Source organism: Nostoc sp. KVJ3 (assembly GCF_026127265.1).
GTDB lineage: Bacteria > Cyanobacteriota > Cyanobacteriia > Cyanobacteriales > Nostocaceae > Nostoc.
This window is the reverse complement of the sequence record NZ_WWFG01000017.1, coordinates 22,054-47,414: the sequence shown is the minus strand read 5'-3', so window position 1 is coordinate 47,414 and position 25,361 is coordinate 22,054. Positions and strand designations below refer to the sequence as shown.

Here is a 25,361-nt window from a genome sequence, read left to right as displayed (position 1 = left end):
TATTAAGCTTGCCTTGGGGGGAAATGGTACGAAAGTCGCAATTATTCCATGAGGCAACTAAGCTGTAGGTTCCGGCTACAACTGGCACAGCTATTTAGTTAGGTTTAGAGTTGGGAATTTTGGTTAAGCTAGGGCTTTCTCCTTAGCCAGCCAGTTCTGGAAGATTTGCTCACGTCCATCGTCACCGTCAACAACACGATAAACTCGCTGGCGTTCGCCCGTTCCATCACGGCCAAGGTATTTGAGTTTTAACCCTATCTTCTTCAGCAATCGCCGTAAGATGACGATGGGGCTGTCATTGTCATTGAGGGTAATTCCCAGAACGGTTTTGACTTGCCACTTCACAGACAGGGCATTATTAGCCATCTGCACTAGGTCAGCATCAGTTCCCCGGAATTCGCGATCGCCGGCGATGAATTGGGGGATGTTGAACAGTTCCAAGGCATGAATCACTAGCCCAAGTTGACCACCGTTAAAGTCTGGTAGCCATGCGCTCTTGGCAAGAAGCATCTTTTCACCCAGTTTGCGATCGCGGTCAGCAACTTTTGCTCTGCCCAAGGTCAGGTAAAAATGCAATCTCAGTTGTGGGTAATAACCTTGATCGTCTTTTTTGACGAGTTCCGAGGTAACATCCACACCGTAACGTTGCTCTAGCTTATATTTGCGCTCAATGTGGCGCTCAGTTGTGGTTTTAGCTCGTTGTTGTTGCAGCGCCTCATATTTGGCAGCAGTCATCGCAGTTGTATCGGCAGCAGTTATATCCTGACATTCGCCGTTGTAAACTTCATTTGTTTGGGCGGTGATTTCGTTGTTTAACTTTTTGCGAATTTTGTTGTCATGGACATCGACAATGTTATGGCCTTCGTTGCCTAATTCCTCTAGCACTGTGTCACGGTAATGAATCATACCCGCATTGATCCGACAGGCCATTTTGCCAAAAACGTTTAAGGCAGTGCGGTTAATGTTGATTTCATCGCCGTCAATGATCAATGAAGCATTCTGTAGCAGCTTCAAGTTAGCTTGAAAGCGTTTATGCTCACAGGCTAACAAGGATTTGAGGTTAATTGCTCCGTTGCCAATCTTTCCTAAGCCATGACTGGCCACCCAAAGATGACGCGGTATCGCCTCTCGGACACGGGCTAAGGCTTGGCGAGTGGCATTTTCTGGTGCTACTCCCCGGAAGCATCCCCAAACACTGGTAAAATGCCCCCAAATGTCAATGCTGACCCCTGTGCCGATGGATGGGGAGGCCAGCACAATGTCATACTCCAGCAGCACTTTGTTTAGTCTCGAGATGCAGTTGTAGGCTTCGTGTTGCGGGTCGGCAATCGTTTCGGAGTCAATACGAAGTATTTTGCGATCGGGAAATTGTTTCTTGAACCTCGCTTCTAAGACTTTGGTTCCCCATTTGGATTTAGCTTTTTGGCAATCAACGGCAATAAAGGGCTTACCCCCGGTTTTGATGTGGGCTTCCAGAGCAGCTAACCAATTAACCGGGGTAGTTTGTTTGTAGTGGTAGATGTTCCAGGGTTGACCCTTCCAGTTGTTGACCACCACCCAAGGGGTAACGTTGGTTTCTGCTAGACCCATAACCATTTCTGGTGATAAATCAGATAAGTCAGCATCAGCCAGGATAACTTTACCCCGTCCAGGGGCGAAGGCATTTTTGAATAACTGGGAAAGTTGGTTGAGGACTTCCACTCGATGCTTTTTAACTTCAGTGTTGGCAGAGAGCAAGTGCCAGATTACCTGTTCAGATTCGTCAATGATTACTAAGGGTTCTTTCCAGTGGGCAGCGTTAAATCTGGCTTGACCGTTGGGGTGTAAACTGTCTACACACAGCGCAAAACCGAGTAAAACTCCTGTTTCGCTGTTTCTGACTTCGGTGATGTAGGGGATGCCTACCCTGTCAGCGATCGCTTGGGCTAACTGTACTCTGTGCGATAAGAGGATAACGGGTTGACCGTTAGCGATCGCCTCAGCAACGATCGCGGCAAATGACTCGGTTTTACCAGAACCTTTAACGGATTTGAGTAAAATCAGTTTAGCGGTTTCCGGGATGGTCAATGCTCCCAGGTAACGCTGATTGAGAACGAGTGCCGCCTCAATTGAGAGTCGGCTGTACTCTTTGACCTGCCATTTTTCTTTTGTCAGTGCTAGTTTTATAATTTCATCAGTAACAGCTGGCCCCCTAGCGGCAATTAAGTCATCAATGCCTTTTTCAGGGTAACTCCACTGTGTCACTAGGACTTGACAGCCACACTTCGTTAACAGTTTCGCGGTTTGGCTAATGGCAATATTCACCCGTTGAACTGTTTCTGGCTTGGTGTCGTGGTCAAAGCAGATGATGAATTTACGTCCAAGGGTAGCGAAGTGTTGCAACTCTGGAATTAGGTGTAAATTACCTGTGGGCTGTCCAAATTCATCTTTGGGATTGCGGTAGCCACTGTTTATCCCAGGAAGGGCGATCGCTGCATAGCCTAAAGTAAGCAATGCCCCTGCTTTTTTAGCACCCTCACAAATCACAACTGAGATGTTGTACTTCCATACCCAATGCCAGAAGCCTAATGCCCTATCTTCATCGCTAATGGTCAAGTCATATCGTGCGGCCACACTCTCCCAGATGTGATCTGGTACTGCCAGGAAGAATGCCCGTGTTGGCACTCTTAGGGGATGTTCATACTTGATGAATTTAAGAACTTTGTTCAGGTCGCGCCTGGGGCGATCGGGCTTCATGCCGCCCCACATCATAGGGCTATAATCGTTGAGGGGGTCAACGCCACTGCACCACCAGTTGAGTCCTTCGATGTGGCGATACTTCTTGAGTACCCCGTCTCTGAGTCGTCCATCGTTACGGCGAGGGACGTTTTGACCATAAAACAGGTAATCGTAGGCGGCATTACCCGATACGGAAATGACGTTTAGCGCAATAATTCCAGGGTCAACAGCACTGGCTAACCATTCATTCCAATGGTGCGCTTCTATGTCAGAGGGACGGGATATGATCTCGTACCTCTGTGTAACTTCAATTTTTTTAAGTCCAAAGTTACTATTTTTCACAGCTTTTTCCCTCAAATACGTTGTTTTTCAGTATTTGGAGGGGTTATCGCGCTGCCATACCTTATATCTACATAAATCGCTGTATTGCTCGAATTTTGCCCAATTTTGGCTTTGAAAACAAAGATTTGATGATTTTTTTAGCCAAAATCTGCCAACAGAAGCACATGAAAGTTGCCACAGCTATCGATATAATAGTGTGAAGGCAGCACGGACTAAATCTCATTTCCAATCAGTGGTTTCTAGTGCCAACTTTTCTTCCACTGCTTTGGTTTGTTTGAGATCCCCTCTCCTGCTCCAGTAAATAGAATATGAGTTTAAATCTCGGATAAAGCGTCACTACCTAGTAGTGGCGCTTTTGTCCATTTATCTTTTGATACTGTTGTATATTTACCTCCGTTGTACACTTCATTTCAGTACTTGCCTGATCTTACAGAACAATCGAACGCTTGACATCCAACTTCAATACGAATTATTCGTAACGTTACTTAACAAGTCTGCTTGATGGTGGTTGTACGTTGGGGTGGTAATCTTCTGAAGTTTCAGTCATATATTGCCCTTAGTTTTCTTGGTTTTCTCTTCAGGCTTGCTTTCTTCTGAGTTAGTCCTTCCGCCCTCTATTTCATCAAGATATTTTTGCAGTGCCTTTTCTACCACTTCTGAAATAGTAGTTTCTGTAGATGCAACAAAAACACGAAGCCTTCGGGCTAAGTCTCTCTTGACCAGTCCTGTAACACGAGAATAATCAGGGTTTTCTCTCCTGCCCAAATCATCAGTCTCAATAGTTTGCTCTACCATTCTCCCACGATATTTTTAAAACATTTTTTCGTTCACCCGTTATAACGGGTGAACGTTAGTCTATAATATCATCATCAAGCCAAAAACAGCCACTCAACAAAGGCTAGAGTTGCCGGAAAGTGATGCTATGGCTTGCCCCCAACTGGATATCTGGATTTGTCTAGATTTAGCTAAAAATCAACGTCAAGCCAGAAAAATCAAGACTTTAACAATCATCTGAACCATGACAGCTATATATTCCAATGCCAAAAATTGGCTAGTTCAAGCAGACTTGTTAGCCAAATCCGGGCTAACTGACCTCACAGGAGGTAAAGACGCAGGAGCAGGGTATGGCAAGGCAATCATCGGTGATTTTTCGATCATGATGCCAGCCGCATACTCACTTGTTCGCAACCGCAACATCATGCACCACGAAACCATCTCAAAAGATGGCTGCTGGCTGCGGTATGTAGAAGGTTCTCGCCTGGACTTAAAAGATGTTCAATTCTTCTGGGGCAGTGCGGCTCTAGCTCAAAGTGACCACACCTTGCTGCACGAGGATAAGGCGAAAAAAGCAGAACTGGCACTAGAAAGCATCCTTGCAGACTTAGCAGTTCTGAATATTCCTTCGGGGATAAAGCTTTCAATTAGTTTGAGCAACCACAACCCCGAACGCTGGGGCCAAGAGATTAAGCGCAGAGTTGAAGGGACTCACACCTTTGAACATCTGCACCCTGTAACCCGTTCCATTGTCACCAAGACAGTTGAGATTGTTGTTACAGGCATTTACCCCGAAGGATTTGGAAGCATTGCCCACTGCTTATTCGGTGAAGCGTCCCTGGTGCTTGACCCCTCAGAATTAGCGATCGCACTTGATATCGGTTCATCAACTTGGCTTGTAACTGTCTTTAACGGCAGTGGTGCAGTGATTGACCGTCACCTGATTGAAGGTGGAGCGGGTGAACTGCATTCGATGATTGCAGAGGCACTAGACAAGCGAAACGACCGAGTAAGTCTGCTGTCCAAGGATGTGAAGCACTCGCCCAGCTTGGTGAACCAGGGCATTCTAGAAGGGACTTTCACTTATGGAGGCAACCACCTCACGGGCAAGAAGTTCGAGGCAGAGTACAGCCAGTGTCTTGATCAGTGGTGGAGTAACAGGATTGAGAAATTCGCCAACTTTGTGACTGCTGGCAATTATCTAGACCGCGCTAAATACCTTGTCGCTTGGGGTGGGGGTGTTTCGCTGCCAGTGGTGGATCAAAACTTAGCCGGTTTAGGCTTTGTGATTTTGAACAATCCCCAATTTATCAATGCCTTGGGGTTGAAGCTATTAACTCAAATTTCAATTGGAGCTTAATCAATGAATTACGAATCTCGGCGTATAACCATCTCCTACCTAGCAGTAATTGAATTGTGCAAGATGTTTGATTTACCGCAAGATGCACCGACACAGGCACTTTCAGCAGGTGTAGAGAAGTTGATTTTTCAACACGGCAATGTGCAAGCATCGCCAAAAGTTGAAACAGTGCAATCTACACAGCCCAATAAATCGGCACTTAGCGCAATGGTCACTAATTTCAAGGGGGCAGCATGACCAAATCCAGATTTAGAAACACGGTTTTAGGCATTGGAGCAACAGCAGCAGCGATCGCTTTTGGCTATTTCGGAGTGCAGTACTTCGGTCGTAACAATATGTTCACCATCGCCGCAGCCGTGGGGGGTGCAGGGGCTATCAGCTATGTACTTCAAAAGCCGAGTCAATCTGAAGCCCCAAGTAATCAGCCAGAACCCCAACCCACACCGATGAAAACCCAAAGGAGAAGAAACAAGTCATGAGCAACCAAGACACCGTGCAGACACAGCCAAGCCTAACAACAACCGAAATAATGACCATCATCCTGGGTTGCGAACAAACTCTAAGGTTTGTGCAAGCATCCCCAAATTACAAGCAAATCGAAGCCTCCGACCGATTCAGTACATCGAATGACTTAAAGATGGGTGATGCTGTGCAAGCTTTGATGGAGATTCACGAAGCAATCCTAAATATCGAGTTCTACTCCCAAGTTTGAGGAAGCAAATGCTTTCAATGACAGCCTTGCAACGTAACCACCTCTACCAATTCCGTGGTCAACAACTGCGCTACAGCCACCGTTCTAATTGTCGAGTCAATGCCCCTTTCGTTTTTAACGACTCCAACGGCAGGCGAAAAGAATTAAGTCAAAACCAAGTGCAGAGGGAGGTTTTTGAACTTGTTGAGTTTTGTGAAAACTGATGATGAAGCGATCGCACCTGCCGGCAAGCTTGGCGATCGCCTAATCAGGATGTATCTCGATACGCAAAACGATTTGTACTTAAGGATTCTAACAAATGACACTTGACTACAAAAATCCCAACGATTGGGGACGCTCACCGCTAACTGACCGCGCCTTGAGACTACAGCAAATCAAAGCAGAAAATCCTAAACAGTGGGCGGCAATGATTGAGGAAGATATCGAGGCACTCTCCATGTCAGTTAACGCAGAAGGCACAGAATTTAGAGACACGTTAGCACATACCCAATTAGGAGCTAATGCAGAGAAATTAGGGGGATGGGATAACGCGATGATTATCGCCAATGCAATAGAACGTGGTGATATCGAAGCAGCGAGAGAATTGATTGTCAATTACCCAGAATCACGCGAGTTAGTTGAGCGAGTTATTACTGTTTCTGAAAAATACAGGCAGCGATGAAGTTTCACATTAACCCAATAATCTGGATAGCAATTGGGATTAATGCACTATCCCTCGGCATCGTGACTAGTGCTGTTATCTCCAAAAGAATTGGTTCAGATAGCGCAATAACTGAACGGGCGAAAGGATTAAACTTAATAGCCCAACACTTTAAATCTGATACGTGCTGGACATCCAATAATTCAAAACCTTTCAAGCTCGGTGATGAAGTAAATACCCCAGGTTCTCTAACTGGGAAGCTCCCCACTTCCTGTATTAAGAGCGTAAAGACTGGACAGATTTTAAAGGTTGTTTACGCCGAAGGGCGATTAATAGTTTCTCAGATTTACTCAAAAACTGAACTAAACAATCAACTATCAATTCTTAAAGAGGACACTGATTTAAATGAAAAGTCGTCAACAAAAAAGTGGTGAACCCAAGAAGAATATTGCTGTCTCTATTCAAAAAATAGTAGCAAAAGTATTTGGGTTTCTCAGGGAAGTATTAAAGTTAATTTGGCTGATAGCCGAGAACTCAATGCGGCTAATTACCTTTGCATTCTCGCTGATCGTAAAGCTGTTAGCTAACCCCACAGCCCCTTGTATAGTGGCCATCATAGCCTTTGTAGCAGTGTGCGCCGTGGCAACAGCACAATGGGCTGCGATCGGAATATGGCTTGGTAAGTTATTTGGCATTTCGGGGCTATGGAATATCGGCACAGCTACTTGTGGTATTTTGCTGGGATTAGGGATAAATATTTATCAACTTTCACCCGAACTTTGGAAGATTAGGCAGGATATTTCACGGGCATACTTGGCTTTAGGAATTGATGTTGAAAGTAGTGAACGCTTTGATAACCCAGAAGAACGACTGGAAAACTGGTTGACTCTTGACCACGGAATGTTGAAATCAACTCGGCTAATCAGTTATGCCATAGAAACTGCATTAGTTTTATGCTATGCATTCCTCGCTACAGGATTGAATTTTTATGCTCTAATCATGGCTGCAATAAGTCTGCTCCTGCCTGAGAAATGCTTACTTCTGGTGAGCAGCACAATCTCTGTGTTAGGTCAGGTTTCCGACAAGATGGGCGACTCTGAACCTGAAACAGACCATGTAAATTTCACCTAATTAAAGGAATAATCCCATCCAATATACGCTGGGTGGGATTTTATTAATTAAATTAAATTACCAATTCCCATGTTAGTAACCAAATCCTTGTCGCGTGACCCATTAAAAGCCTTGTTCTTTGCCCACATCAAGGAGCAAGATTCTGATACACTGCAATCAAAAATTAAAATAATTCAGCAATTTATAAGGGAACTTGAAGAGTTAGAATGCAATAGCGAAAACCAGTCTAACTTCCTGCATTGGGCATCAATTGCTAGTGGGTTCTCAGGATGTCTCGCTCTAACCGGAGTTACCTTACTAAATCCTATTTTAGGTCTAATTGTAGCGAGTTCTGCGGTCAGCAGTGCAGGAGTAATAATTAGTGGGAGCTACCTGAGAAATCAGAAAGTTTCTGAAGTTGTGCAGAAAGTTAAAAGATATAGATTAGCTCTTAACTCCAGCACTCCTAAAAACTGGGCTATTCTATGGCATTTGTCTGGGTCAGAACTATTCCTTGATAGCCTGTGGGATGCATCAAAGGGAAATATTAATCATAGGGGTCATTTAATCAGAAATGATGGTAAAAATGCCTTAGCAGTAGCTACCGATTACTCGGCTGAACGGATGGGGATATCTCGCAATGAGCTTCTTGCTCAAGCACAGACAATAATCTCTCTTGACCAAACAAGTATTCACACTCAACCAACTTTACTTCAAGCAAGCAATGCCCATGAAAGTGCCATCCCTGCGGTATTAAACCACACTCTCTCCTCAGCACCGAACCATCACCAAACGGCATTAAATATTCTTGATGCACTGGTATTAACTGCTGATAATAAAACCTTGGGTGGATGTGTGATTATTGCCTCTCCGGGTGCAGGGAAGACTACGTTTCTAGGTACAGCATGGGGGAGACTCAGAACCAAATATGGTGATAAATTCCAATCTCTTGCTGTGGTGGTCAAACAGAGTGATGTCGCCTTTTTTAAGAGATTCGCTACTCATGCGATCGCTGTGAAAGACAGCCCCGTAGCTGCGGCATTGGCAATCATCAAGTTTATCGACTGTGGAATGAAAGGAGGAAAAATAACCCGTGTGTTCCTAGATGACTTTTTGACAATGAATTTGTTGTTTGAGAATGCCCTTAAGAACGTCTGGATTGACCCCGGTAGCTACGCTATATCAGATAAGAAAGAGTTGGGGTTAGTGTCATTAGCAGGGCATTTACAGGCAACTCTAAATGAGGCTTGGTTGGTAGGACGTGAATATAATTTATCTCTCTGGGTAAGTTCTCACTCACCCAACCTAGATGCATTACCCTTTTGCGGAAGTAGAGATTCGCGGAGCGTTGGGGACATTATATTTTTAGCCAAAAATAACAAGCGGGAATTCATTGAGCTTGCACTAAGCAATGCCCACTTAATTAGCAATGGCGCAAAGCGATCAGAACTCAAGATTTTACTTGATGGACTAGACTCTGGAACTGAACCTTTGATTTTGTCTAATAATAATAATTGGGTGCTTGGTGTAGTACCTAATTCTATTTATGCCGAATATCAAACTTACAGAGAGCAGTGTTTAGAGGCTGTGGATGCTACACAGAACAGCGTAGTAGAGCAGAAAACCTCTATTCAACAATCCGATACAAGGCAGCAGCTTGAACGTTTTTTAGAACTTCCTTCAGCCGAAAGGGTTAACATTCCCAACCTATCTATAATTGCGTCTACAATTCTGGAAATCATAAAATCTGGTAATCCTCCGGTGAAGTTCGACGCGGTTAGAAAATCTCGTCGGTGGGGAGAGGAAGCACCAATCACCGCTACTGTAAAAGAGGGAATTAGTGAGTTGATAACACTTAAATTAATCGACGGAGATAACGAAATTGGCTATACCCCCACGGCATAACCAGGAACCAGGAACGGGATACAGATGGCAGACATAAGCCCCAGTAACGACGCAGGAACAAGGCTTGTAGCGTTCCTGTTCCTCGTTCCTCTATTTGTTCCTTGAGTGTGTTCCTGGGTTCCAAGTACGCAAATAGTATTTACATTAATAAGTTTGTTTCGGAGCATTTCAATGTACGACATCAAAAAAGAATCAATCCCAACAGAGCATAACCATGAAACAGGTTACGCCACCAATTATCACTTACAAGATTTGACTTGGGCGGAACATATTTCTATTTGTCCAGGACAGGAAATTTATTCTAAATCAATGTATGTAGAGGTAAGCGGAGAGATTTGCACTACATACAAATATCCGTATCAATACAAAGAAGAAAGCCCTTGTTTGTATGAGGGAATAAGGTATGTCGGCAAGCGCTTACCTGCCAAGCAAAGTTAGGTCAGTAGACAAGTAAATATTTTCCCAAAATTGGGAATAATCACCAACCATCTGGGTAATCCTGGATGGTTTTCTGGTTTACTAGAAGATAAGCTTATGGGTGTTCATCATGATTGATTTACTGTCCGAGGATTTAAAGCACTCCGAGAGATACAAGGGTTGTAGCATTGATATTTGGCGTGATGACAGGCGCGGCTGCTACTTGGCTGAATTATATGCCCCGGTACGCAATAGAATGTTGTTACAACAAAGGCAACCATTCTCAGATATTCAATCGGCTGTAGCTTACATGAAAGAACAGATCGATAAATACTATTCGCAAGGTTGGTATAAAGACTGCATTATTGACGTGTGGTTTGATCCATACTTGTACTCCTACTTGGCTGAATTATATGTACCTGTGCAATCAGAAATGGTGTCACAAGAAAAGCAAGCATTCTCAGATATTCAATCAGCCCTAGCTTACATGAGGGCGCAAATCGATAAGTTATCCTTTTAATATCCGTGTGCTGCATTTCGGAGGAATGTCCATGATCCACAAAGTTTTCATGCCTAATGGAAAACAATTAGCCAGTCACGACGCTTGGATGATGATGCACCCGGCAATGGATGCTGATTGTCAATTTTCAGTGGGTGATTTGGTTGAATTAGAAGAAGGGATTTTTGTTCTTAATGAAGATATTAACCCAATGAAATTAGCAACCGACAAGCAGATTCAACAGGCTCTATTGCAACCAAATAGTTCAGATTTGTAATCTGATACGTTGAGTTATCACCCAACCAAAAAGAGTAAAACTTGTTAGTTGTATGAAATTCTCAGATTTACAGCGCGGCGATTTATTTTGTTTCCCAAGCGGCGAAGACACCTACAAAAAAATAGGAGATACACTTGCAATGCCCTTATGCAGCCGAATGAATCACGTAGCAGATGTGCGTGTGGGAACTGAAGTTATCGGCATAGAACCAAGCGCTTACTCGCGTGATAGAGAGGAAAATATGCCTGACTTTGAAGGGCTGACTTGGGAGCTTCAATGCCTTATGGCAGAAATGGGACAGTAGTTTATCTGTAGTGATCTGTTTGACAAGCTTTTTTAGTTTTGCGAACTGTGGTCAAAAATTATGCAAGCGGTATTACCTGAAACCGAACTGATTTTAATTCAAATTGCAGAAAAACACTATCCGCACACACACTTTAGGATAATCCCCGAATTTAATTTTAAAGTAGATAATTGGATAGAAATGAATTTTCTGGCATATCTTAGTGAATCTACTTCTGAGGATAGGCCACATAGTAATCCATTTCATAAATATTATCGAAGAGATAGATTTGATTTTAATCTAGCTTTTGCATTGAAAGATACTCGTTTATTTTTATCCGGTGATTGGCATGAAGTCACCCTTACGCTGCATTATAGTTTGGCTGGCGGCTGTTCGTGGTGGGATGAAGGGGTTCGGATCGCTCGTCCTCATCCTCATGGTGATAAGTTAGAAGCGATCGCGCAAGAGATGTATCCAATGTTTAAGGGAGGGTGATAAATTTACAATTGCTTAGAGTAGCAGGTAAATAACCTTAATCAGGTTTGGGCGCATTTACATCAGGGTAGAGAGCGCGATATTGTGACCACTGCTGTCGATAAAACTCTATCCCAGGCTGAGTAATAACCAGCTTGGTTGAGTGCTTACTGTCTTTGTTCCAGTAGCCAACTTCTTTGACTAAGCCGTTATCTGTTCCGTAATAATCTCGCAATCTCAACCAAGTCCATTGCCAACTAAACCCGGCATAATCCCCAAAGCTTAAGCCACTATCTATCCCTAATTCACCAGCTTGATATGCTGTACAAAGTGCCTCCCATTGCCTTGGTTTTAATTGTCCTTTGGGTGTTTTTTTAGGTGCTGATTCACCCAAACCAGCACGAGCTACAGCACGTCCAGTTGTGGTGAGCTTGATGGAAATTAGTTCGCTGCTATAATAATTACATTCAATTAACTTGTGTCGTTCCAAAACTTGAAGAGTGGAACCTAATCCCTGGTCAACTACACCAGCAAGGGATAGCAACTTATGCAATAAAGTTTCGTGGCTTGTTGGCTCAAAATAATATTGCAGATTACGCCATACAGATGCTTTCTCTCTGATTGAACCTAATCGCCAACCTTCTTTTTCTGCTGCCTCCACCGACTGGTCAGTACGGTAAATGGCAGTGAGTGTGGCTTGCTGCCGTTCATTGAGTTTTTCCCACAGATGAAGGTGTTTACTCATCACTCATATCCAAGCTCAGGCGTTCGCGGAGCGTCTCGTAGAGAAGCGAGTTTGGGGTAGTTCAATTACAGAATAATCAGAAAGTTCTGTCTGTTCTAGCTCCCTTAAAAAGCCAATCAAGGCAAATGGACATTTACAATTTAGTTCTTTTTCTATCAAGTCAGCAACTAGGTGATATTCCTGACACACAATATCAAAAATATTTTTAGTACTTAATTCGAGATTTTCATCTAATTCACAAACTCGCGCTTCTATTAAGTCGATTCCACCTCCGCTTATTTTTTGTTGTTTAGGCATAATTTCTATTTTGTATGAAGTAGTTTGATTACCGCATCAGCAGCTTGTTGCGGTGTTAACCTCTCAAACAAATGGCAGTTGTCTAAATTTACCAATAAAGGATTTTCATCACGTTTAATCAACTCTTTTTGAATTTCTACTAGCCAGCTAGCTCGGATCATGCGCTCAAGGCGTTCCATTGAAGATTTAGGTTTGCTTAATTCAGTCATAGTTTCCTCTCCCTCACGTCTCCACTAAAATTACCTGTAGTGAGTAGTTCATTCTTCTGGTGGCACTGTTGCATTTGCTCAAACCAGTTCAAGTTAGGACTTTCTCGGTTTTCACGTCGGTAAGCCTCAGCAGAAGCCTTTTCATAAACCTCATCCCAGCTACGAAGAAAGTCTTTTTGATAAGATGCTAAATCTTTGTATGGGATAGCACTTTCAAGTGAGACAGCCTGTACTATCTCTTCAAAGCTTTGAAAATACCCAGGCTCAATTGCGATTGCTAACAAAAACCTCACGGAATTGTTTTTAAACTCTTGATGACATAGCTCTAATGCGTCTGGTTTCATCCTACTAACCTTGAGAATTATTTGAAATATTTTACCAAAAATCCCTCAACCAATCTGGCATCACCGTGCCAAAACGGGTAAAATGTACGCTAAGGCTGAAAGTATTGCCCAGCAAGCATCTTAGCCACTCACTTTTCTACAGCACCCGTGAGCGGCTGTTTACCCTCAGTTGATTGGTGCAGAGTATTGCCAGTACTCTGCACCATCTGGAAAGGCGTTAGCTAGTCAAGAGTGATAAATATAGGTTGGCACTTGCTCTAAAATTTTTTACACCCTCCACATTGTTTACATTGGTTTAAAAGAAACCCAGCCTTAGATTTTTGCTGTGGAGTGGAATTAGTGTCTCTAAGAGTTCTGCCAGCATTACCAGAATCTATATGGTCAGGGCATGGCTTTTGAAAACGATTACTCATACTTTGTACTTGCGTATTGTGTGTTACGCATTTTAGCGCTCTCGTTCATTAAACACAGTCATAGCAAGGATTTTAGCCAAAGCGTACAATTTTCCCGTTTTGGCACGGTGATGGCACCACGGTGATGCCATCATCCTATTTATCTACTGAATGAGCAAACCTGACATTTTTGGTAAAATTACATCTTAAGAATTGACATTGTTGGATATATAAGCTAACTTTATCATATAAAGGGTTCTAGCATTGGAGGTCGAACCATGCCTGATGGGGATAGATTTCATGGGCTTTCAGGACTTTATCAAAAGCCATACCGAATACTTTGTGAAGGTAAGCTTGAACGCAACGAATGTGCCTGGATGATGATGGAAGCCTTAAGGAAGGATCTCAATAAAAAAGGTGATGCTGCTATTGTGATAGCCAAGGGTATGGGGGAACTCTTAACCCAAGTAATTAAAGATTCGAGTAATAATGAATCTATAGATTTTGCCGATTTAAGTAAAAAACTTGATAGATTAGCACAACAAGCCAACATACCAAGTCGAACTAAGTCACTTATCCTTGATGCTGGAAAGAGTTTTCTTAATGATTTGCGTTATGGCCAGCAATTTAACATCAGCAAGATTTCAGAGGCAGTCATAGAAGGATATATGCAGAAAGTGTATGTATCAGAATTTGAGGGGCGAATTCCACTAATTCCCAATGACCACGCCAAAGTTGACAATTTAACTTTTACAGAGCGTATAGAGGTACTAAGGAAAGACATGTTTGCCCAGATCAGTGCATGGGCAAAAAAGGCGAATGTAGATGAGGGTGTAGCCAAGCTCAGACGAAATCGGCGATCACAAGTCAAAGAAATAGACCTTGACGAGGATCTGCTATGAACTACAGACCTTCGCTTCAGCAAAAACTTAACGAAAGTGATTACAGCGATTACACTTTGCACTTTCAATCTGTGTCGAATAGTAATGGATCTGTGCTGTTTATTGATCACTCCCAGGATCAGAAGCTAACTATTGGTATAAATGTGGACGATACAGAGTTCAAGTATAGGGTTAAGGCACAGTTTCCAGCTATTGTTGCCGATCTCATTGACCTTGCTGTTGCCATATATACTTCAGATCGTCTTGCTCCTCAAAGTCTTACAAAGAAGCAGCGCCGATTTTATGTGATACTGCCATTACGTCATCCAGAATTGTTTAGTGCTGAACCATTTCGTACAAAGCTAGATGACCTGCTAAAATGGACAACTGATAGCGAATGGGTTTTCGACTTCCAAAAACGGATTGCACCGGAACGCCTTGTTGAACAACACCAATCTCTTCAGATAGTACCCCAAGGATGTGAAGTGACGTTGTGGAGTGGTGGACTGGATGCGCTGGCAGGTTTGTACACTCGCCTGTTAATGTATCCAGAAAAACAGTTCGTCTTGTTTGGAACTGGCAGCAACAATAGTGTATTTACTCGCCAGAAAAAAGTAGCTAAGAAAATTCAATCTCTCTTCCCCTGTCGTTGCGACGATTTTTTCCGCGTCCCAATCCTATTTGATGATAGTAGTGAGCAGCAAAAAAACAAGCTTTCCCGCGCGCGGGGTGTTGTCTTCACTCTTCTTGGTTCTGCGTGTGCATACCTTATGGGGGAAAAGGTTCTTTATCTGTATGAAAACGGAATTGGTGCAATCAACCTTCCCTATCGTGAATCTGCTGTAGGGTTAGATCACTCTCGTTCTGTTCATCCTCTGACTTTGCTGATGGTAAGTGATCTTGTTTCTGAGCTTTTAGGAGAAGAGTTCCAGGTAAAAAACCCCTTTCTATTTTGGACTAAAGCCGAAATGTGTAAAGCATTGGCTAAAAATGGGAGAGACGACTTACCACCTTTAACTATGTCTTGTGACAGTCCACATCGTCAAAAGCCAGTTCAATGTGGTTACTGCTCCTCTTGTCTTTTAAGGCGACAATCACTTGCAGCCAGTGGCATAAAAGATAGAACTCGCTATGTAGTATTGCATGGAGAGCGTCCAGTCAAACACCCCAGCTTATGTTTCCTAAATATGCAGGCACAGGTTCACACCCTTGATTCTTTGCTGGGTGTCTCAGATGAACCTTGGAAAACTCTAACCAAAAAGTTTCCAGTGCTAGATGATATTGTTGATCGAACTGCTATGGCAGAAAATCTATTACCTGCCGATATGCGAAGTCGTTTAATTCAACTTTATCAAAATTATCTTTCCGAATGGAATGAGGTGGAATCGCAGATTGCAGACGGGTTATTAAATAAAGGCAACTATCAGAAAGCATCTAGCAGATACGTAGTCTCATCTCAACAAGGTTGAGGAAAAACATTATGGCTACCAATATTCTGGATAACATTGACCTGCGGACATTGGGGGAACTTTTACAACAAGCCCGTAAAAAGTGCGGACTGACTCAAGCTGATGCAGCCAAGGTGATTGATGCTGCACGCACCACTATGATTGCAATTGAGAAGGGAGAACGCCGTCTTAAAGCCAATGAACTGATTAAACTTGCTCGTGCTTATGGACGTTCTGTGAGTGACTTTGTGCGATCGCGCCCAGTAGTGCAACCTTTTGAAGTACAGTTCCGAGCAGTTTATCAACGCAGTCAGGAACAACAGGCAGAAATTGAACCATTCATTCTTCATTTAGAGGAATTATGTCAGAATTACCTAGAACTTGAGAAGATTATGGACGCGCCACTGCCGCAAAACTATCCTCTTGAGTATCAAGTAACCGATATGCCGATCAAATCGGCTGCGGAGAGTATAGCAGTTGCAGAGCGTCAACGGCTGGGTTTAGGTGATGCTCCTATTTCACAACTGCGGGACATCCTAGAACAAGATGTGGGGTTACGTATCTTCTATTTGCAGATGCCACAAAAATACTCAGAAGTGTATAGCTATAACGAGCAAGTCGGTGGTTGTATGGCCATCAATGCTAATCATCCAGAGGAGCGAAGACGCTGGTCAATGGCGCATGGATACCTTCATTTTTTGGCACATCGGCAAAAACCTGAGTTCCACTTTGATGGTCAATATCAGCGATTTCCTGAAAGTGAGCAATTAGCGGAAACTTTCCCTAAGTATTTCCTCATGCCTACCAGTGGATTGCTGAAGCGGTTTAATGATATGTACCGTACACACGGCAAATTCACCCCGACTAATTTATTTACACTAGCGCATTACTATGGAGTGTCCGTAGAAGCACTAGTTTATCGGTTAGAGGAAATGGAACTTCTACCTTCAGGAACTTGGGATAAATTACGAGATCGAGGTTTAAAAGTCAGAAAGGTACAGGAGGAACTTGGCTTAGAACAAATCCCCCAAAGGATTGATATAATGCCACTTCATTATCAGCATCTCGCAATTGAGGCATTAGACCAAGGTTTGATTACTGAAGGGCGTTTTGCTGAATTTCTCCATGTTGACCGCTTAGAAGCCCGTCGCATCGCTGAGACATTAAGGGAGTATTCAAGCGGAATGAGGGAGGAAGATACGGATTTTGATTTGCGTCAAATTCAAACTGCTGGGAAGTGAGGTCAATTCATGGAAATTACTCACTCTCATATTCTTCTTGATGCTTGTTGTGTTATCAACTTTTGTGCGTCGGGTCAATTTCTGGCAATTTTGAAATCTCTTCCTGCTGAAATTGTCGTTACTACAGTTGTACAAGAACGTGAATTAAAAACACTCCAACGACTTCAAGAAGAAGAAAATGATGCTGTGTTAGAGTTTGAAGAAGCTATTAAACTTGGTTTACTAAAAGTTGTGGATTTTGAGTCAGAAGAGGAGGAGGAATCTTTTGTAAATTATGCTGTTGAACTTGATGATGGCGAATCTGCAACTTGTGCGATCGCTGTTCACCGAAAATGGGCGATCGCTACTGATGACGACAAGGCGATCAAGTTTCTTCAAAGGAATTTTCTCCATCTTCAGATTTTATCAACTCCAGAAATAATTAAACATTGGTCAGAAAAACAAAGCATTGATTCTTTAGTATTAAGTAACGTCCTCAATGCAATTAGGATTAAAGGACGTTATGTACCACCAAAAAATGATCCTCTGCGAAATTGGTGGCAAAAATCCTCTAAATAAGCAGAATTGTGAAGGTATTGAAATTAACGTTGTAGCATTCTAGGGGGTATGCTATTCTACATATTTATCTTTACATAGTTGGGTTTTTTCACGTGGTTACTTTAAGTATCATTAGATAATAAACAGTCTTACGTTTAGATACTTCAACCTCTTCTCTCCAGCCGCTCGGCGGCTCAGTTATAATATTGTCAAAAACCCAAGGTAAATTATCTTTCTTTCTGGAAAGACTTATCGCTCTTTTGTGTTCAGTCTCGCTTAACTGACCAATCCACGAGCGCCGGATTCCTATCCTAATATTATTTTTGTATTTTTGGAAATACTCATCAAAAGTATATATCTGGAGATCGGCAGATGAATTAATTTTAGTTGGAGCTTCTAAAATTAATTCTGCTGGATGTTTAGAAACACCATAATTCGGACTTCCTTGTAACATTAAAAAACCTAATAATTGCTGAAATTCGATTTCTGTAAAGAAATTCTGCCAAAGCCTATCTCTGAAAATTTCTCCTCTATGAAACTGAGCAACCTCATTATCAAGATTGGTGGTTCTATTATCAATTTCGGTTATTCCTAAATCAGAATAAATTTGATACAAATTTGCTCTTTGTAAGCGATTGTATAAAACACTTGCTCCTGTTTGTTTAATGGAAATCCCTCGATTATTAAGGTAAAAGTCTGCTTTTTTGCGTGCATCTGAGGTTGAAATTTTATCGACAACATCATCCAACACCTCTAAAAGAGGTCTATCGCCTCCTTTTCCTAACGGTGCTGCTGGTGCTGCTATTACTCTAAGTTGCCCCAAATGCTTCAAACTGATTTGCTTCAAATTCAAAAAGATAAATTTGCATACTGCAACTTCATTACCAGCCATTGTTACTTGCCTGAGAACTCTCCATAATTAGAATTCCCAAATGGCTTTGTTGTATGAAACAGAAAAACACACATTTTCTCTCAATCAGAGTGGCGAATTAATCTTCCACTTTGTAGCTAGCTGGTTTGCCTAACTGGATCATGCGGTTCAGGGCAGCACATTGCAAGAATAACTCCTAAAAAATCCGCTTCCTGTTACGATAATTCCTTATGTTTAAAAGTCCATTACGCTATCCCGGCGGTAAGCAAAAGGCAATTCCTCAGATTGCTCACTATCTACCTCCTACATTTAAGGAATTCCGTGAACCTTTCGTTGGTGGAGGTTCTGTATTTTTTCATGTTTTACAGAAGTACCCTAGTATGATTTACTGGGTCAATGATCTTAACCCAGAACTGTATTACTTTTGGCATCAGGTCAAAATTAATCTACCAGAGCTAGTGGAGTCAGTCTGGAAAGTAAAAAAACAGACAACAGATGGACGCGCCTTGTTTAAATCTCTCGCCGTCGCAGATACGAGTACCATGAGTCCACTAGAGCGGGGTGTACGGTTCTTTGTTCTTAACCGGATCAGCTTTTCAGGAACCATTGAGAGTGGCGGTTATAGTAGTGCTTCCTTCAAAGGTCGGTTTACAGACTCTTCGATTGAGCGGCTAGCAGCTTTGGATGGTTGCTTTGTTAATACCCGTGTGAGTAACTTCGACTACAGCACCCTACTTACCGAACCGGGAGAAGATGTATTTATCTTTCTAGATCCACCTTATCTCAGCAAGACTCAATCTAAGCTTTATGGTAAGAGAGGTGATTTGCATACCTGTTTTGACCATTCTCGCTTTGCCAAACTGATGTCGGAGTGTTCACACAAATGGTTGATCACTTACGATAACTGTGAACAAGTGCGGCATCACTTTTCTTTTGCCTACATTTATGAATGGGAGTTGCAATACGGGATGAACAACTACAAACAGCAGAAGGCAGACAAAGGCAAGGAACTGTTCATCACCAACTATCCTGTTGAATCATACAATTTGCCTACAATTATGGAGGTTGTGTGAGAAGTTTATAACGGGCGTTTCACTGATAAAATTAATACTGAATAATCAGCCTAGTTTCGGATATTTTAGTGAAACGTGACTCCATTTATTACCAAATTTTTAAGCGTTTTCCTGGGTTAATTTTTGAACTCGTTGATCATCGACCTGAACAGGCGCAGAACTATCGATTTGAGTCGGTTGAGGTGAAAGAAACTGCCTTTCGCATTGATGGGTTTACAAGTTTACGTAAGTTTTGCCGTGAAGACGTGGAAGCCATGCTGGGACTGAACATTGAAGAAACACGAATCTATAAAGACTTGGAACGTCAAACCAAATTAAAAGCAGCAGCACGCTTTTTGAGCATGGGCTACAACATCTCCGAAGTGGCAAAGGCAGTTGATTTATCCGTTGAGGAAATCACTTCAGAGGTGGTAAATTCTCAAACCCCCACACAACAAGATGATCTTACAGAGTAAAGTCTTGGGTTTCGGTATAGACAGCTGTGTAGATGTTGGTGCAGACTGCTGAGTGTGAAAATCTGGGACTGGGACTGCTGGCGAACGTTGATATCACTCACTGATAGCAACGATTTATCAAGCAGGGGTATAGAAGCGAGTATAGACTTCTCAGGCAAGCCGCAACATGAGCAGATCCTATTGGTGCGTATTATACCTGCAAGTGGTCAGAGCGCTGCAAGCATAAGCTAATTTTATCAGCCAACGAGATAATGCGGGTTGTAGCGGTTGCGATTGATAAGCAGGGATTAACTGGGTCGAGTGGGTTCAACCCGGTCACGAAATAGATAGGTTTCCAGGCGTTTACATTGTCTAATTGCCGAAAGACCATGTAAGCTAGACCCTATGAAAATCAACCGGTTCGGCAGAGCAGAAATCCTTACCCCTGACCAAATCAATCTCCTATTTAACGAGGGGTTTGTCAACCCACGCGATCGCGCTCTGTTCGGCGTGTGCCTTTATGCTGCTTGCCGGATCAACGAAGCTTGCACTTTGGCAGTGAAAGATGTGTTTGGCAGCAACGGTGTCAGAGGCGTGTTGGTGCTACGGAGTGTCAACACCAAGGGCAAGCGAGACACCAGAGAAATCCAAGTACATCCCAAACTCAGGCAGTATTTAGAAGAGTACAACCCCAATCGCCGCAAGGAGTTCTTGTTTCCCGGTCGGCATGGGTTGTTACATATCCACAAGGTCAGCGCCGATAAAATTCTCAGAGATACCTGTGTGCGGCTGGGGATTGAGGGCGTTAGTACCCACAGTTTTCGGAGGACTGCGTTAACCAGGATGAGCGATGCAGGGATACCGTTGCGCCACATTCAGGAGATATCAGGGCATCGGACTTTGGCTGCTTTGGAGCGATATCTGGGGGTAACTGAGAAGCAGAAGCAAAACGCTATCTCTGCTTTGGATTTTTGAATGGAGGGATTTGTAAAATAATGTAGTATGTGAACGTCTTTCATACACAATTATTGTCACTAAAATTTTGGTTTTAGTTCTGAGGTTGAATTTTTGAGTTCTGAGAGCAAGCAATGCTTCTTTAATTAGCGGATATGGAAAGAGGCGATTAAGTTTTATACATCCTCTGATTGGATTAACGGTAAATTAACAGTGAAAGTAGAACCAATACCTAATTGACTGCTGACAAGAATTTCACCCCCCATCATCTGACAAAAGTGGCGGCTGATAGCTAACCCTAGTCCTGTACCTCCATAGTGTTTGTTAACCGAATTAGCTCCTTGAGAAAAAGGTTGAAATAGCAACTTTTGTTCAGTGGGAGAGATCCCAATACCTGTATCGTTAACAATAAAGGTAATAATGGCAGAAGCGATATCTGGTAATGAGGCTTTCGTTTGAGTTGTAACTGTTAGTGTTACTTTACCTTTAGTGGTAAATTTAGCAGCATTGCTCAATAGGTTTAAAAGCACTTGTTTTATCCTAGTTTGATCAGCGTACATGGCACCAAGTTTCTCATCGCTATGAACTTCCAATGTATTGCTATTTTTATCTATGGCAGGCTTAACCGTATGGACAATGTTATTAATCAGTGTTGCAATTTCAAATGTTTCTGGATATAGAGTCATTCTACCTGCTTCAATTTTCGACAAGTCAATAATCTCATTAATAATTTCCAACTGATGTCTTCCCGCCGAGTTTATAGTTTCAAGATCAGATATAAAATCTCTTGATAAATTAAGTTCAACAGCATCTTCTTGAAGCAGTTTGCTTAATCCAATCACAGCATTTAAAGGTGTGCGTAGTTCATGACTGACATTTGCCAAAAATACATTCTTCGATTTTTGAGCTACCTCATATTTTTGACGTTGTTTTTCTTCAAATAAAACACTAATTTTGTAAAACTCTCTAGCTGATATATCTATGTCTGATTCCAATTTTTGCCATTTTCGTCGGACTTGAGTTAGTAATCCACCCATCATCAAATTTTCATCTATTGGCTGTTTTTGCCACTCTTGCAAAGCATTCTCAATTCGGTCAATAATTCTTCTATTTTCTCTATCTTCTGTACGCCACTGGGCAAACCTTTGCCAACCTTCCATTAGTGCTTCATGAGCTAAATCAACCCAAATTTCTCCTGTCGGTTCACGATCAGATACTAACAAACGACCTTGAATAAGCTTTTCTAAAACATCACTTATTGTTTGCTTATTATTTGGATTTTCACTAGCAATATTCAGAAACCTATTTTTCAGTTGTCGCTGTCGGGTATCTTTTTCTTGGAGACCAGTACGCACCAATTTTAAGAAAATTCGCTTCATCCAGTCTTGCTGCTGTTTGTTGAAACTTGCATACAGCTTTTCTGCATGACGATTTAGCGCTCCCATCACTCCATCAAGTTCGTTAAATTTATCAACTGTCAACTGTTGAATTTCTTGATCGCGTTGTTCCCAAAGTTCTGTCAGGGCAAACTGTAATAATGGTAAGCACCCTTTCTCTTGCCCTAATACTTCTTGCTGAATCGCTCCCAATAATCCCGTTTCCAACTGATAGCCTTGTAACCGCGCCGGAGATGCGATCGCTTGTTCTAATTCTGCCCCTAGTAATGGCGGCACATACACTGCCTGTTCCTGAATTAGTTTTGTGAGCGACTCATAGCTTAAACAGTATTCCAGAAAATCAGCTCGCATTGTGGTGACAATTGCTAAAGGCCCTTCAGAACATTGGGTTAACAATTCAATAAATCGCTGTCTATCTTCTTCCTTACAACCAAGAGTAAAGATTTCTTCAAATTGATCCACCACCAACAACAAACGTTCCGAATCAGAAAGTCTAGAAATTACTGAACATAAACCCTGTGTGTCAATGAGAGTAGAAATTTCTCTAAGTTCCGTGCGTTCAAACAACTGTGTAAAGGCTCGTTTTAACTCTGCTAATGGTTCTACTCCAGGTAAAATGATTTCTAAGACTCGCCAACCATTTTTTTCTAGCGCCGGAATCAAACCCGCCCGTACTACAGAAGATTTACCACTTCCCGACGCACCAATAATGGGGACAAAATTAGCCTGACTCAGTTTTTTGATTAATTGCTGAATAACTTTATCGCGCCCAAAAAAGAATCGTGCTTGTTCTTTGTAAAAAGGGAGTAAACCCTGGTAAGGGCAAGTTTCATCAACAACAACTGTCGTTGGTTTAGGGAGATATTTAACTAAAGTAATAGAACGTCCCCAACCCATACGGATGGGTTCTTGACCACTTCCTCTGAGTTCTGTGGCAATCCTATCAAAAAGGCGATCGCCTGTCACCTGCCCATTATCATTAGCATTTTCTACTGATAATCCTGTCAGTAAAGCAGTTGTAAAAATACTGTATTTTTCGCTTTTCTTGGCATAGGCTTGTTGAAAGTCTCTACAAGCAGCAATAAAGTAATAGTCACGCTGCAAACTAAATGCAGTAAGGGTTTTTTCAATCAGATGGCGTTCTAAAAAATGACCACTATAACAGCAATCTAAAAGCACAACCAAACTACTAAGGTGAGATTCTTTAATCAATTGGTTGAAATTGATCAAGCTGATACCACTTGTTTGTTCAACAATTTGGTTGCCTTGAGTCACAATCTGCAAATCAGAAGTTGCTAAATATGCTTGTTGCGTCTCTAATTCCAAATCTGAAACAGTGATACCGTGTCCTGTAAAGTAAATTAGCGCCTCATTATTTACTGCTTGCTGTCGCAGCAGGATTTTCAAAGCCTCACCTAGTTGCTGTTTAGTAGCTTTCCCTTTAAGCAACTCAATATTCTCGAAATCACCATGCTCTTTTAGCACCTTTGCCACTGCTTCAGCGTCCGTAGCGGGTTTACTGAGGGTGCTTAGTGGACTTTTATAATCTGTGATGCCAACAACCAGCGCGTAACGAGTCATTGATCATAATCTGTATGGTCTATTAGAGAATAAGATAACGTAAATGCACGTAAAATCCGAGGTTTTGATGTCGAATATAGAACGTTTGGTTTTTGAAGAGGATGGCGAACTGTATACAATCCTCTTTGAATCGAAAGAGGCACCAAACATCCCAGAAATCATTCCACCAGAAGTTAAAGATGACAGAGAATCTTACGGATTTCGAGAAGAATCTGTGGTCAAAATCCAAGAAGTACACCATCAAATTCGAGCTTATACTAAATATGCTATTGGTGCTTTTAAAAATTTAGGTGCGGCTGAGGTTGAGGAAGTTACCCTCAAGTTTGGTTTAAAGATTGGTGGTAAAACAGGTATTCCGCTTCTAACTGAAGGCTCGGCAGAGAGTAATTTTGAGATTGAGGTAAAGTGTAAGTTTCCCAACAATCAGCAAAATAGCGGTACTTAAGATGTGGTGTTGATACAGGTAGTTTTATGCCTGTATCTCAATAGGTATTTTAGGGGAGTGGTTGATGTGCGATCGCACTCCCATCGCCGTAAATGTTAGAGATTAAATAAATCCTCATACAAGTGAGCAGAGAATTAACTCTCTCATTGTTGAGTGTCATGTCCTACAAGTTTGGATACTACGAGTAAATATCTGCACGTTAGCCCTGATAGAAGTTCTGGAGAGGTTTTAGTTAAGCGATGGTCTGAGCCATTTTAAATTTTCAGCTTTGAATTGGGTCATCTGGCGGTGGATGCCGTCTAATTTCTCTATCAGCAGCGCGAATATTAATTATTCTGGCTCGGTTGAATGCTAATGCTACGACTGTGGCGCGTCCTGTAGGTGTCAAGCCGATAATCGAGAGTGTATCTGTTGACCAGATAAAGTGTTCTTGCCAACTATCAGTGCGAGGATTAAATAAGGGTACTTCTGATAACGACTGTTCATCAAAGGCTTTAAGTTTATCTGATTTTTGGCGATTGCAATGGAAACAAGCCAAAGCTAAATTATCAATTAAATTAGCACCACCTTTGGTCAGAGGAATTACATGGTCTACAGTGAAGGAAACATATTGCCATTTTTCCGATGCGTGACAATATTCGCACAGAAACTTGGCTCGTTGTCGTACTTGATTTTGAGTAGCTTCACTAATGTAACGATTCGCAGACAAATTTCTAGTTTCCTATAATTCACTTTGATTTTGAGTTAGCGATGAATTTCTGATCATCCGATTCACCAAACTCAGATAATCGTCTAATTCCTCATATTCATCTAATTCTTTTTCTTCCTCTGAAGTCAGTGTAGATTCTTTTTGCTTAATTAATAAGGCTTCAATTCGCCCCTGTACTAAGCTGGAAGCTCGAAATATTGGCACTCCTTCTACTAGCTCGATGCGGACAGCACCATCTAATGGTAAACTGTTGGGCAAGTGTGACAATTTCATAGGTAAATTGATTGTCATA

At 42.1% G+C, this 25,361-nt stretch carries 29 protein-coding genes and 3 pseudogenes; 21 read left to right on the top strand and 11 right to left on the bottom strand.

Annotated features, from left to right (window positions below):
* Window positions 1-123 precede the first annotated feature (123 nt).
* Both GTQ43_RS40940 and GTQ43_RS40935 read right to left on the bottom strand, forming a co-directional pair.
* Complete coding sequence (locus GTQ43_RS40940) at window positions 124-3,060, bottom strand: plasmid replication protein, CyRepA1 family (protein WP_265278337.1); 2,937 nt, start codon at window positions 3,058-3,060, stop codon at window positions 124-126.
* A gap of 543 nt (window positions 3,061-3,603) precedes the next feature.
* Window positions 3,604-3,855, bottom strand: coding sequence for a hypothetical protein (locus tag GTQ43_RS40935; RefSeq protein WP_265278336.1), 252 nt, complete (start codon window positions 3,853-3,855; stop codon window positions 3,604-3,606).
* A gap of 223 nt (window positions 3,856-4,078) precedes the next feature.
* Between GTQ43_RS40935 and GTQ43_RS40930 the strand changes: the two genes are divergently transcribed.
* From GTQ43_RS40930 to GTQ43_RS40870, 13 genes are all read left to right on the top strand, one after another.
* Window positions 4,079-5,194: a ParM/StbA family protein gene (locus GTQ43_RS40930; RefSeq protein WP_265278335.1), complete on the top strand. Its 1,116-nt coding sequence runs from the start codon at window positions 4,079-4,081 to the stop codon at window positions 5,192-5,194.
* A gap of 3 nt (window positions 5,195-5,197) precedes the next feature.
* Window positions 5,198-5,431, top strand: coding sequence for a hypothetical protein (locus GTQ43_RS40925; protein WP_265278334.1), 234 nt, complete (start codon window positions 5,198-5,200; stop codon window positions 5,429-5,431).
* The gene (locus GTQ43_RS40920; protein WP_265278333.1) at window positions 5,428-5,673 is read left to right on the top strand and encodes a hypothetical protein; all 246 of its coding nucleotides are present in this window, start codon (window positions 5,428-5,430) and stop codon (window positions 5,671-5,673) included. The genes GTQ43_RS40925 and GTQ43_RS40920 overlap by 4 nt, the downstream gene beginning before the upstream one ends.
* Entirely contained in the window at window positions 5,670-5,906 is a 237-nt protein-coding gene (locus GTQ43_RS40915; RefSeq protein WP_265277152.1) for a hypothetical protein, read from the top strand. The genes GTQ43_RS40920 and GTQ43_RS40915 overlap by 4 nt, the downstream gene beginning before the upstream one ends.
* An 8-nt stretch (window positions 5,907-5,914) precedes the next feature.
* The gene (locus GTQ43_RS40910; protein ID WP_265278332.1) at window positions 5,915-6,109 is read left to right on the top strand and encodes a hypothetical protein; all 195 of its coding nucleotides are present in this window, start codon (window positions 5,915-5,917) and stop codon (window positions 6,107-6,109) included.
* 95 nt (window positions 6,110-6,204) lie between these two features.
* Window positions 6,205-6,567 (top strand): hypothetical protein, encoded by a 363-nt coding sequence (locus tag GTQ43_RS40905; RefSeq protein ID WP_265277150.1) that lies wholly within the window; start codon window positions 6,205-6,207, stop codon window positions 6,565-6,567.
* 384 nt (window positions 6,568-6,951) lie between these two features.
* Window positions 6,952-7,677, top strand: a complete 726-nt coding sequence (locus tag GTQ43_RS40900) for a hypothetical protein (protein ID WP_265277148.1) — start codon at window positions 6,952-6,954, stop codon at window positions 7,675-7,677.
* Between the two features lie 69 nt (window positions 7,678-7,746).
* A complete protein-coding gene (locus GTQ43_RS40895) occupies window positions 7,747-9,561 on the top strand; it encodes a hypothetical protein (protein ID WP_265278331.1) in 1,815 nt (604 codons plus the stop codon).
* Between the two features lie 171 nt (window positions 9,562-9,732).
* On the top strand, window positions 9,733-9,999 hold the full coding sequence (locus tag GTQ43_RS40890) for a hypothetical protein (protein ID WP_265277145.1): 267 nt from the start codon (window positions 9,733-9,735) through the stop codon (window positions 9,997-9,999).
* Window positions 10,000-10,108: 109 nt separating this feature from the next.
* Window positions 10,109-10,498 (top strand): hypothetical protein, encoded by a 390-nt coding sequence (locus GTQ43_RS40885; RefSeq protein ID WP_265277144.1) that lies wholly within the window; start codon window positions 10,109-10,111, stop codon window positions 10,496-10,498.
* Between the two features lie 31 nt (window positions 10,499-10,529).
* Window positions 10,530-10,754, top strand: a complete 225-nt coding sequence (locus GTQ43_RS40880) for a hypothetical protein (protein ID WP_265277143.1) — start codon at window positions 10,530-10,532, stop codon at window positions 10,752-10,754.
* A gap of 52 nt (window positions 10,755-10,806) precedes the next feature.
* Window positions 10,807-11,058, top strand: a complete 252-nt coding sequence (locus GTQ43_RS40875; RefSeq protein ID WP_265277142.1) for a hypothetical protein — start codon at window positions 10,807-10,809, stop codon at window positions 11,056-11,058.
* 60 nt (window positions 11,059-11,118) lie between these two features.
* Window positions 11,119-11,532 carry a hypothetical protein gene (locus tag GTQ43_RS40870; protein ID WP_265278330.1) on the top strand — a complete coding sequence of 138 codons (414 nt, stop codon included), beginning with the start codon at window positions 11,119-11,121 and terminating at the stop codon, window positions 11,530-11,532.
* A 37-nt stretch (window positions 11,533-11,569) separates the two neighbouring features.
* On the opposite strand, the gene GTQ43_RS40865 is transcribed toward GTQ43_RS40870, so the two are convergent.
* Genes GTQ43_RS40865 through GTQ43_RS40850 form a run of 4 tightly spaced genes read right to left on the bottom strand, consistent with a single transcriptional unit; the run spans window position 11,570 to window position 13,106 of the window.
* Entirely contained in the window at window positions 11,570-12,256 is a 687-nt protein-coding gene (locus GTQ43_RS40865) for a hypothetical protein (protein ID WP_265278329.1), read from the bottom strand.
* Window positions 12,257-12,271: 15 nt separating this feature from the next.
* On the bottom strand, window positions 12,272-12,553 hold the full coding sequence (locus GTQ43_RS40860; protein WP_265278328.1) for a hypothetical protein: 282 nt from the start codon (window positions 12,551-12,553) through the stop codon (window positions 12,272-12,274).
* Window positions 12,554-12,558: 5 nt separating this feature from the next.
* Complete coding sequence (locus tag GTQ43_RS40855) at window positions 12,559-12,762, bottom strand: hypothetical protein (protein WP_265278327.1); 204 nt, start codon at window positions 12,760-12,762, stop codon at window positions 12,559-12,561.
* Window positions 12,759-13,106 (bottom strand): hypothetical protein, encoded by a 348-nt coding sequence (locus tag GTQ43_RS40850; protein ID WP_265278326.1) that lies wholly within the window; start codon window positions 13,104-13,106, stop codon window positions 12,759-12,761. The genes GTQ43_RS40855 and GTQ43_RS40850 overlap by 4 nt, the downstream gene beginning before the upstream one ends.
* A gap of 670 nt (window positions 13,107-13,776) precedes the next feature.
* Between GTQ43_RS40850 and GTQ43_RS40845 the strand changes: the two genes are divergently transcribed.
* The 4 genes from GTQ43_RS40845 to GTQ43_RS40830 are packed head-to-tail and all read left to right on the top strand — an operon-like array spanning window position 13,777 to window position 17,626.
* Window positions 13,777-14,400, top strand: coding sequence for a hypothetical protein (locus GTQ43_RS40845; protein WP_265278325.1), 624 nt, complete (start codon window positions 13,777-13,779; stop codon window positions 14,398-14,400).
* Window positions 14,397-15,848 (top strand): 7-cyano-7-deazaguanine synthase, encoded by a 1,452-nt coding sequence (locus tag GTQ43_RS40840; RefSeq protein WP_265278324.1) that lies wholly within the window; start codon window positions 14,397-14,399, stop codon window positions 15,846-15,848. The genes GTQ43_RS40845 and GTQ43_RS40840 overlap by 4 nt, the downstream gene beginning before the upstream one ends.
* 11 nt (window positions 15,849-15,859) lie before the next feature.
* On the top strand, window positions 15,860-17,068 hold the full coding sequence (locus GTQ43_RS40835; RefSeq protein WP_094346664.1) for an XRE family transcriptional regulator: 1,209 nt from the start codon (window positions 15,860-15,862) through the stop codon (window positions 17,066-17,068).
* 9 nt (window positions 17,069-17,077) lie between these two features.
* The gene (locus tag GTQ43_RS40830) at window positions 17,078-17,626 is read left to right on the top strand and encodes a hypothetical protein (protein ID WP_094346663.1); all 549 of its coding nucleotides are present in this window, start codon (window positions 17,078-17,080) and stop codon (window positions 17,624-17,626) included.
* 88 nt (window positions 17,627-17,714) lie between these two features.
* Here the strand turns inward: GTQ43_RS40830 and GTQ43_RS40825 are convergent, their stop codons facing one another.
* Entirely contained in the window at window positions 17,715-18,497 is a 783-nt protein-coding gene (locus GTQ43_RS40825) for a hypothetical protein (RefSeq protein ID WP_265278323.1), read from the bottom strand.
* 209 nt (window positions 18,498-18,706) lie between these two features.
* Between GTQ43_RS40825 and GTQ43_RS40820 the strand changes: the two genes are divergently transcribed.
* The 3 genes and pseudogenes from GTQ43_RS40820 (at window position 18,707) to GTQ43_RS40810 (ending at window position 20,958) form a co-directional block, all read left to right on the top strand.
* Window positions 18,707-19,549, top strand: coding sequence for a DNA adenine methylase (locus GTQ43_RS40820; protein ID WP_265278322.1), 843 nt, complete (start codon window positions 18,707-18,709; stop codon window positions 19,547-19,549).
* A 68-nt stretch (window positions 19,550-19,617) separates the two neighbouring features.
* A pseudogene (locus tag GTQ43_RS40815) lies at window positions 19,618-19,761 on the top strand (DUF2887 domain-containing protein); the annotation flags it as partial.
* A 627-nt stretch (window positions 19,762-20,388) separates the two neighbouring features.
* The gene (locus GTQ43_RS40810) at window positions 20,389-20,958 is read left to right on the top strand and encodes a tyrosine-type recombinase/integrase (protein ID WP_190947383.1); all 570 of its coding nucleotides are present in this window, start codon (window positions 20,389-20,391) and stop codon (window positions 20,956-20,958) included.
* Window positions 20,959-21,113: 155 nt separating this feature from the next.
* On the opposite strand, the pseudogene GTQ43_RS40805 reads toward GTQ43_RS40810, so the two are convergent.
* Window positions 21,114-21,851, bottom strand: a pseudogene (locus GTQ43_RS40805) (sensor histidine kinase); the annotation flags it as partial.
* A gap of 156 nt (window positions 21,852-22,007) precedes the next feature.
* Window positions 22,008-23,915 (bottom strand): annotated as a pseudogene (locus GTQ43_RS42045) (caspase family protein); the annotation flags it as partial.
* A 67-nt stretch (window positions 23,916-23,982) separates the two neighbouring features.
* Between GTQ43_RS42045 and GTQ43_RS40795 the strand changes: the two are divergent.
* Entirely contained in the window at window positions 23,983-24,360 is a 378-nt protein-coding gene (locus GTQ43_RS40795; protein ID WP_265278321.1) for a CU044_2847 family protein, read from the top strand.
* A gap of 262 nt (window positions 24,361-24,622) precedes the next feature.
* Here GTQ43_RS40795 and GTQ43_RS40790 read toward each other — a convergent pair whose 3' ends face one another.
* Together GTQ43_RS40790 and GTQ43_RS40785 are read right to left on the bottom strand one after the other, a co-directional pair.
* A complete protein-coding gene (locus GTQ43_RS40790) occupies window positions 24,623-25,069 on the bottom strand; it encodes an HNH endonuclease (protein ID WP_265278320.1) in 447 nt (148 codons plus the stop codon).
* A gap of 12 nt (window positions 25,070-25,081) precedes the next feature.
* The gene (locus GTQ43_RS40785) at window positions 25,082-25,360 is read right to left on the bottom strand and encodes a hypothetical protein (protein ID WP_265278319.1); all 279 of its coding nucleotides are present in this window, start codon (window positions 25,358-25,360) and stop codon (window positions 25,082-25,084) included.
* Window position 25,361 lies beyond the last annotated feature (1 nt).

What these genes read in the sequence shown, in the direction of transcription:
- GTQ43_RS40935 (WP_265278336.1), bottom strand. Translation starts at nt 3,855, where the DNA reads ATGGTAGAGCAAACTATTGAGACTGATGATTTGGGCAGGAGAGAAAAC.
- GTQ43_RS40930 (WP_265278335.1), top strand. Translation starts at nt 4,079, where the DNA reads ATGACAGCTATATATTCCAATGCCAAAAATTGGCTAGTTCAAGCAGAC.
- GTQ43_RS40925 (WP_265278334.1), top strand. Translation starts at nt 5,198, where the DNA reads ATGAATTACGAATCTCGGCGTATAACCATCTCCTACCTAGCAGTAATT.
- GTQ43_RS40920 (WP_265278333.1), top strand. Translation starts at nt 5,428, where the DNA reads ATGACCAAATCCAGATTTAGAAACACGGTTTTAGGCATTGGAGCAACA.
- GTQ43_RS40915 (WP_265277152.1), top strand. Translation starts at nt 5,670, where the DNA reads ATGAGCAACCAAGACACCGTGCAGACACAGCCAAGCCTAACAACAACC.
- GTQ43_RS40910 (WP_265278332.1), top strand. Translation starts at nt 5,915, where the DNA reads ATGCTTTCAATGACAGCCTTGCAACGTAACCACCTCTACCAATTCCGT.
- GTQ43_RS40905 (WP_265277150.1), top strand. Translation starts at nt 6,205, where the DNA reads ATGACACTTGACTACAAAAATCCCAACGATTGGGGACGCTCACCGCTA.
- GTQ43_RS40900 (WP_265277148.1), top strand. Translation starts at nt 6,952, where the DNA reads ATGAAAAGTCGTCAACAAAAAAGTGGTGAACCCAAGAAGAATATTGCT.
- GTQ43_RS40895 (WP_265278331.1), top strand. Translation starts at nt 7,747, where the DNA reads ATGTTAGTAACCAAATCCTTGTCGCGTGACCCATTAAAAGCCTTGTTC.
- GTQ43_RS40890 (WP_265277145.1), top strand. Translation starts at nt 9,733, where the DNA reads ATGTACGACATCAAAAAAGAATCAATCCCAACAGAGCATAACCATGAA.
- GTQ43_RS40885 (WP_265277144.1), top strand. Translation starts at nt 10,109, where the DNA reads ATGATTGATTTACTGTCCGAGGATTTAAAGCACTCCGAGAGATACAAG.
- GTQ43_RS40880 (WP_265277143.1), top strand. Translation starts at nt 10,530, where the DNA reads ATGATCCACAAAGTTTTCATGCCTAATGGAAAACAATTAGCCAGTCAC.
- GTQ43_RS40875 (WP_265277142.1), top strand. Translation starts at nt 10,807, where the DNA reads ATGAAATTCTCAGATTTACAGCGCGGCGATTTATTTTGTTTCCCAAGC.
- GTQ43_RS40870 (WP_265278330.1), top strand. Translation starts at nt 11,119, where the DNA reads ATGCAAGCGGTATTACCTGAAACCGAACTGATTTTAATTCAAATTGCA.
- GTQ43_RS40865 (WP_265278329.1), bottom strand. Translation starts at nt 12,256, where the DNA reads ATGAGTAAACACCTTCATCTGTGGGAAAAACTCAATGAACGGCAGCAA.
- GTQ43_RS40860 (WP_265278328.1), bottom strand. Translation starts at nt 12,553, where the DNA reads ATGCCTAAACAACAAAAAATAAGCGGAGGTGGAATCGACTTAATAGAA.
- GTQ43_RS40855 (WP_265278327.1), bottom strand. Translation starts at nt 12,762, where the DNA reads ATGACTGAATTAAGCAAACCTAAATCTTCAATGGAACGCCTTGAGCGC.
- GTQ43_RS40850 (WP_265278326.1), bottom strand. Translation starts at nt 13,106, where the DNA reads ATGAAACCAGACGCATTAGAGCTATGTCATCAAGAGTTTAAAAACAAT.
- GTQ43_RS40845 (WP_265278325.1), top strand. Translation starts at nt 13,777, where the DNA reads ATGCCTGATGGGGATAGATTTCATGGGCTTTCAGGACTTTATCAAAAG.
- GTQ43_RS40840 (WP_265278324.1), top strand. Translation starts at nt 14,397, where the DNA reads ATGAACTACAGACCTTCGCTTCAGCAAAAACTTAACGAAAGTGATTAC.
- GTQ43_RS40835 (WP_094346664.1), top strand. Translation starts at nt 15,860, where the DNA reads ATGGCTACCAATATTCTGGATAACATTGACCTGCGGACATTGGGGGAA.
- GTQ43_RS40830 (WP_094346663.1), top strand. Translation starts at nt 17,078, where the DNA reads ATGGAAATTACTCACTCTCATATTCTTCTTGATGCTTGTTGTGTTATC.
- GTQ43_RS40825 (WP_265278323.1), bottom strand. Translation starts at nt 18,497, where the DNA reads ATGGCTGGTAATGAAGTTGCAGTATGCAAATTTATCTTTTTGAATTTG.
- GTQ43_RS40820 (WP_265278322.1), top strand. Translation starts at nt 18,707, where the DNA reads ATGTTTAAAAGTCCATTACGCTATCCCGGCGGTAAGCAAAAGGCAATT.
- GTQ43_RS40810 (WP_190947383.1), top strand. Translation starts at nt 20,389, where the DNA reads ATGAAAATCAACCGGTTCGGCAGAGCAGAAATCCTTACCCCTGACCAA.
- GTQ43_RS40795 (WP_265278321.1), top strand. Translation starts at nt 23,983, where the DNA reads ATGTCGAATATAGAACGTTTGGTTTTTGAAGAGGATGGCGAACTGTAT.
- GTQ43_RS40785 (WP_265278319.1), bottom strand. Translation starts at nt 25,360, where the DNA reads ATGACAATCAATTTACCTATGAAATTGTCACACTTGCCCAACAGTTTA.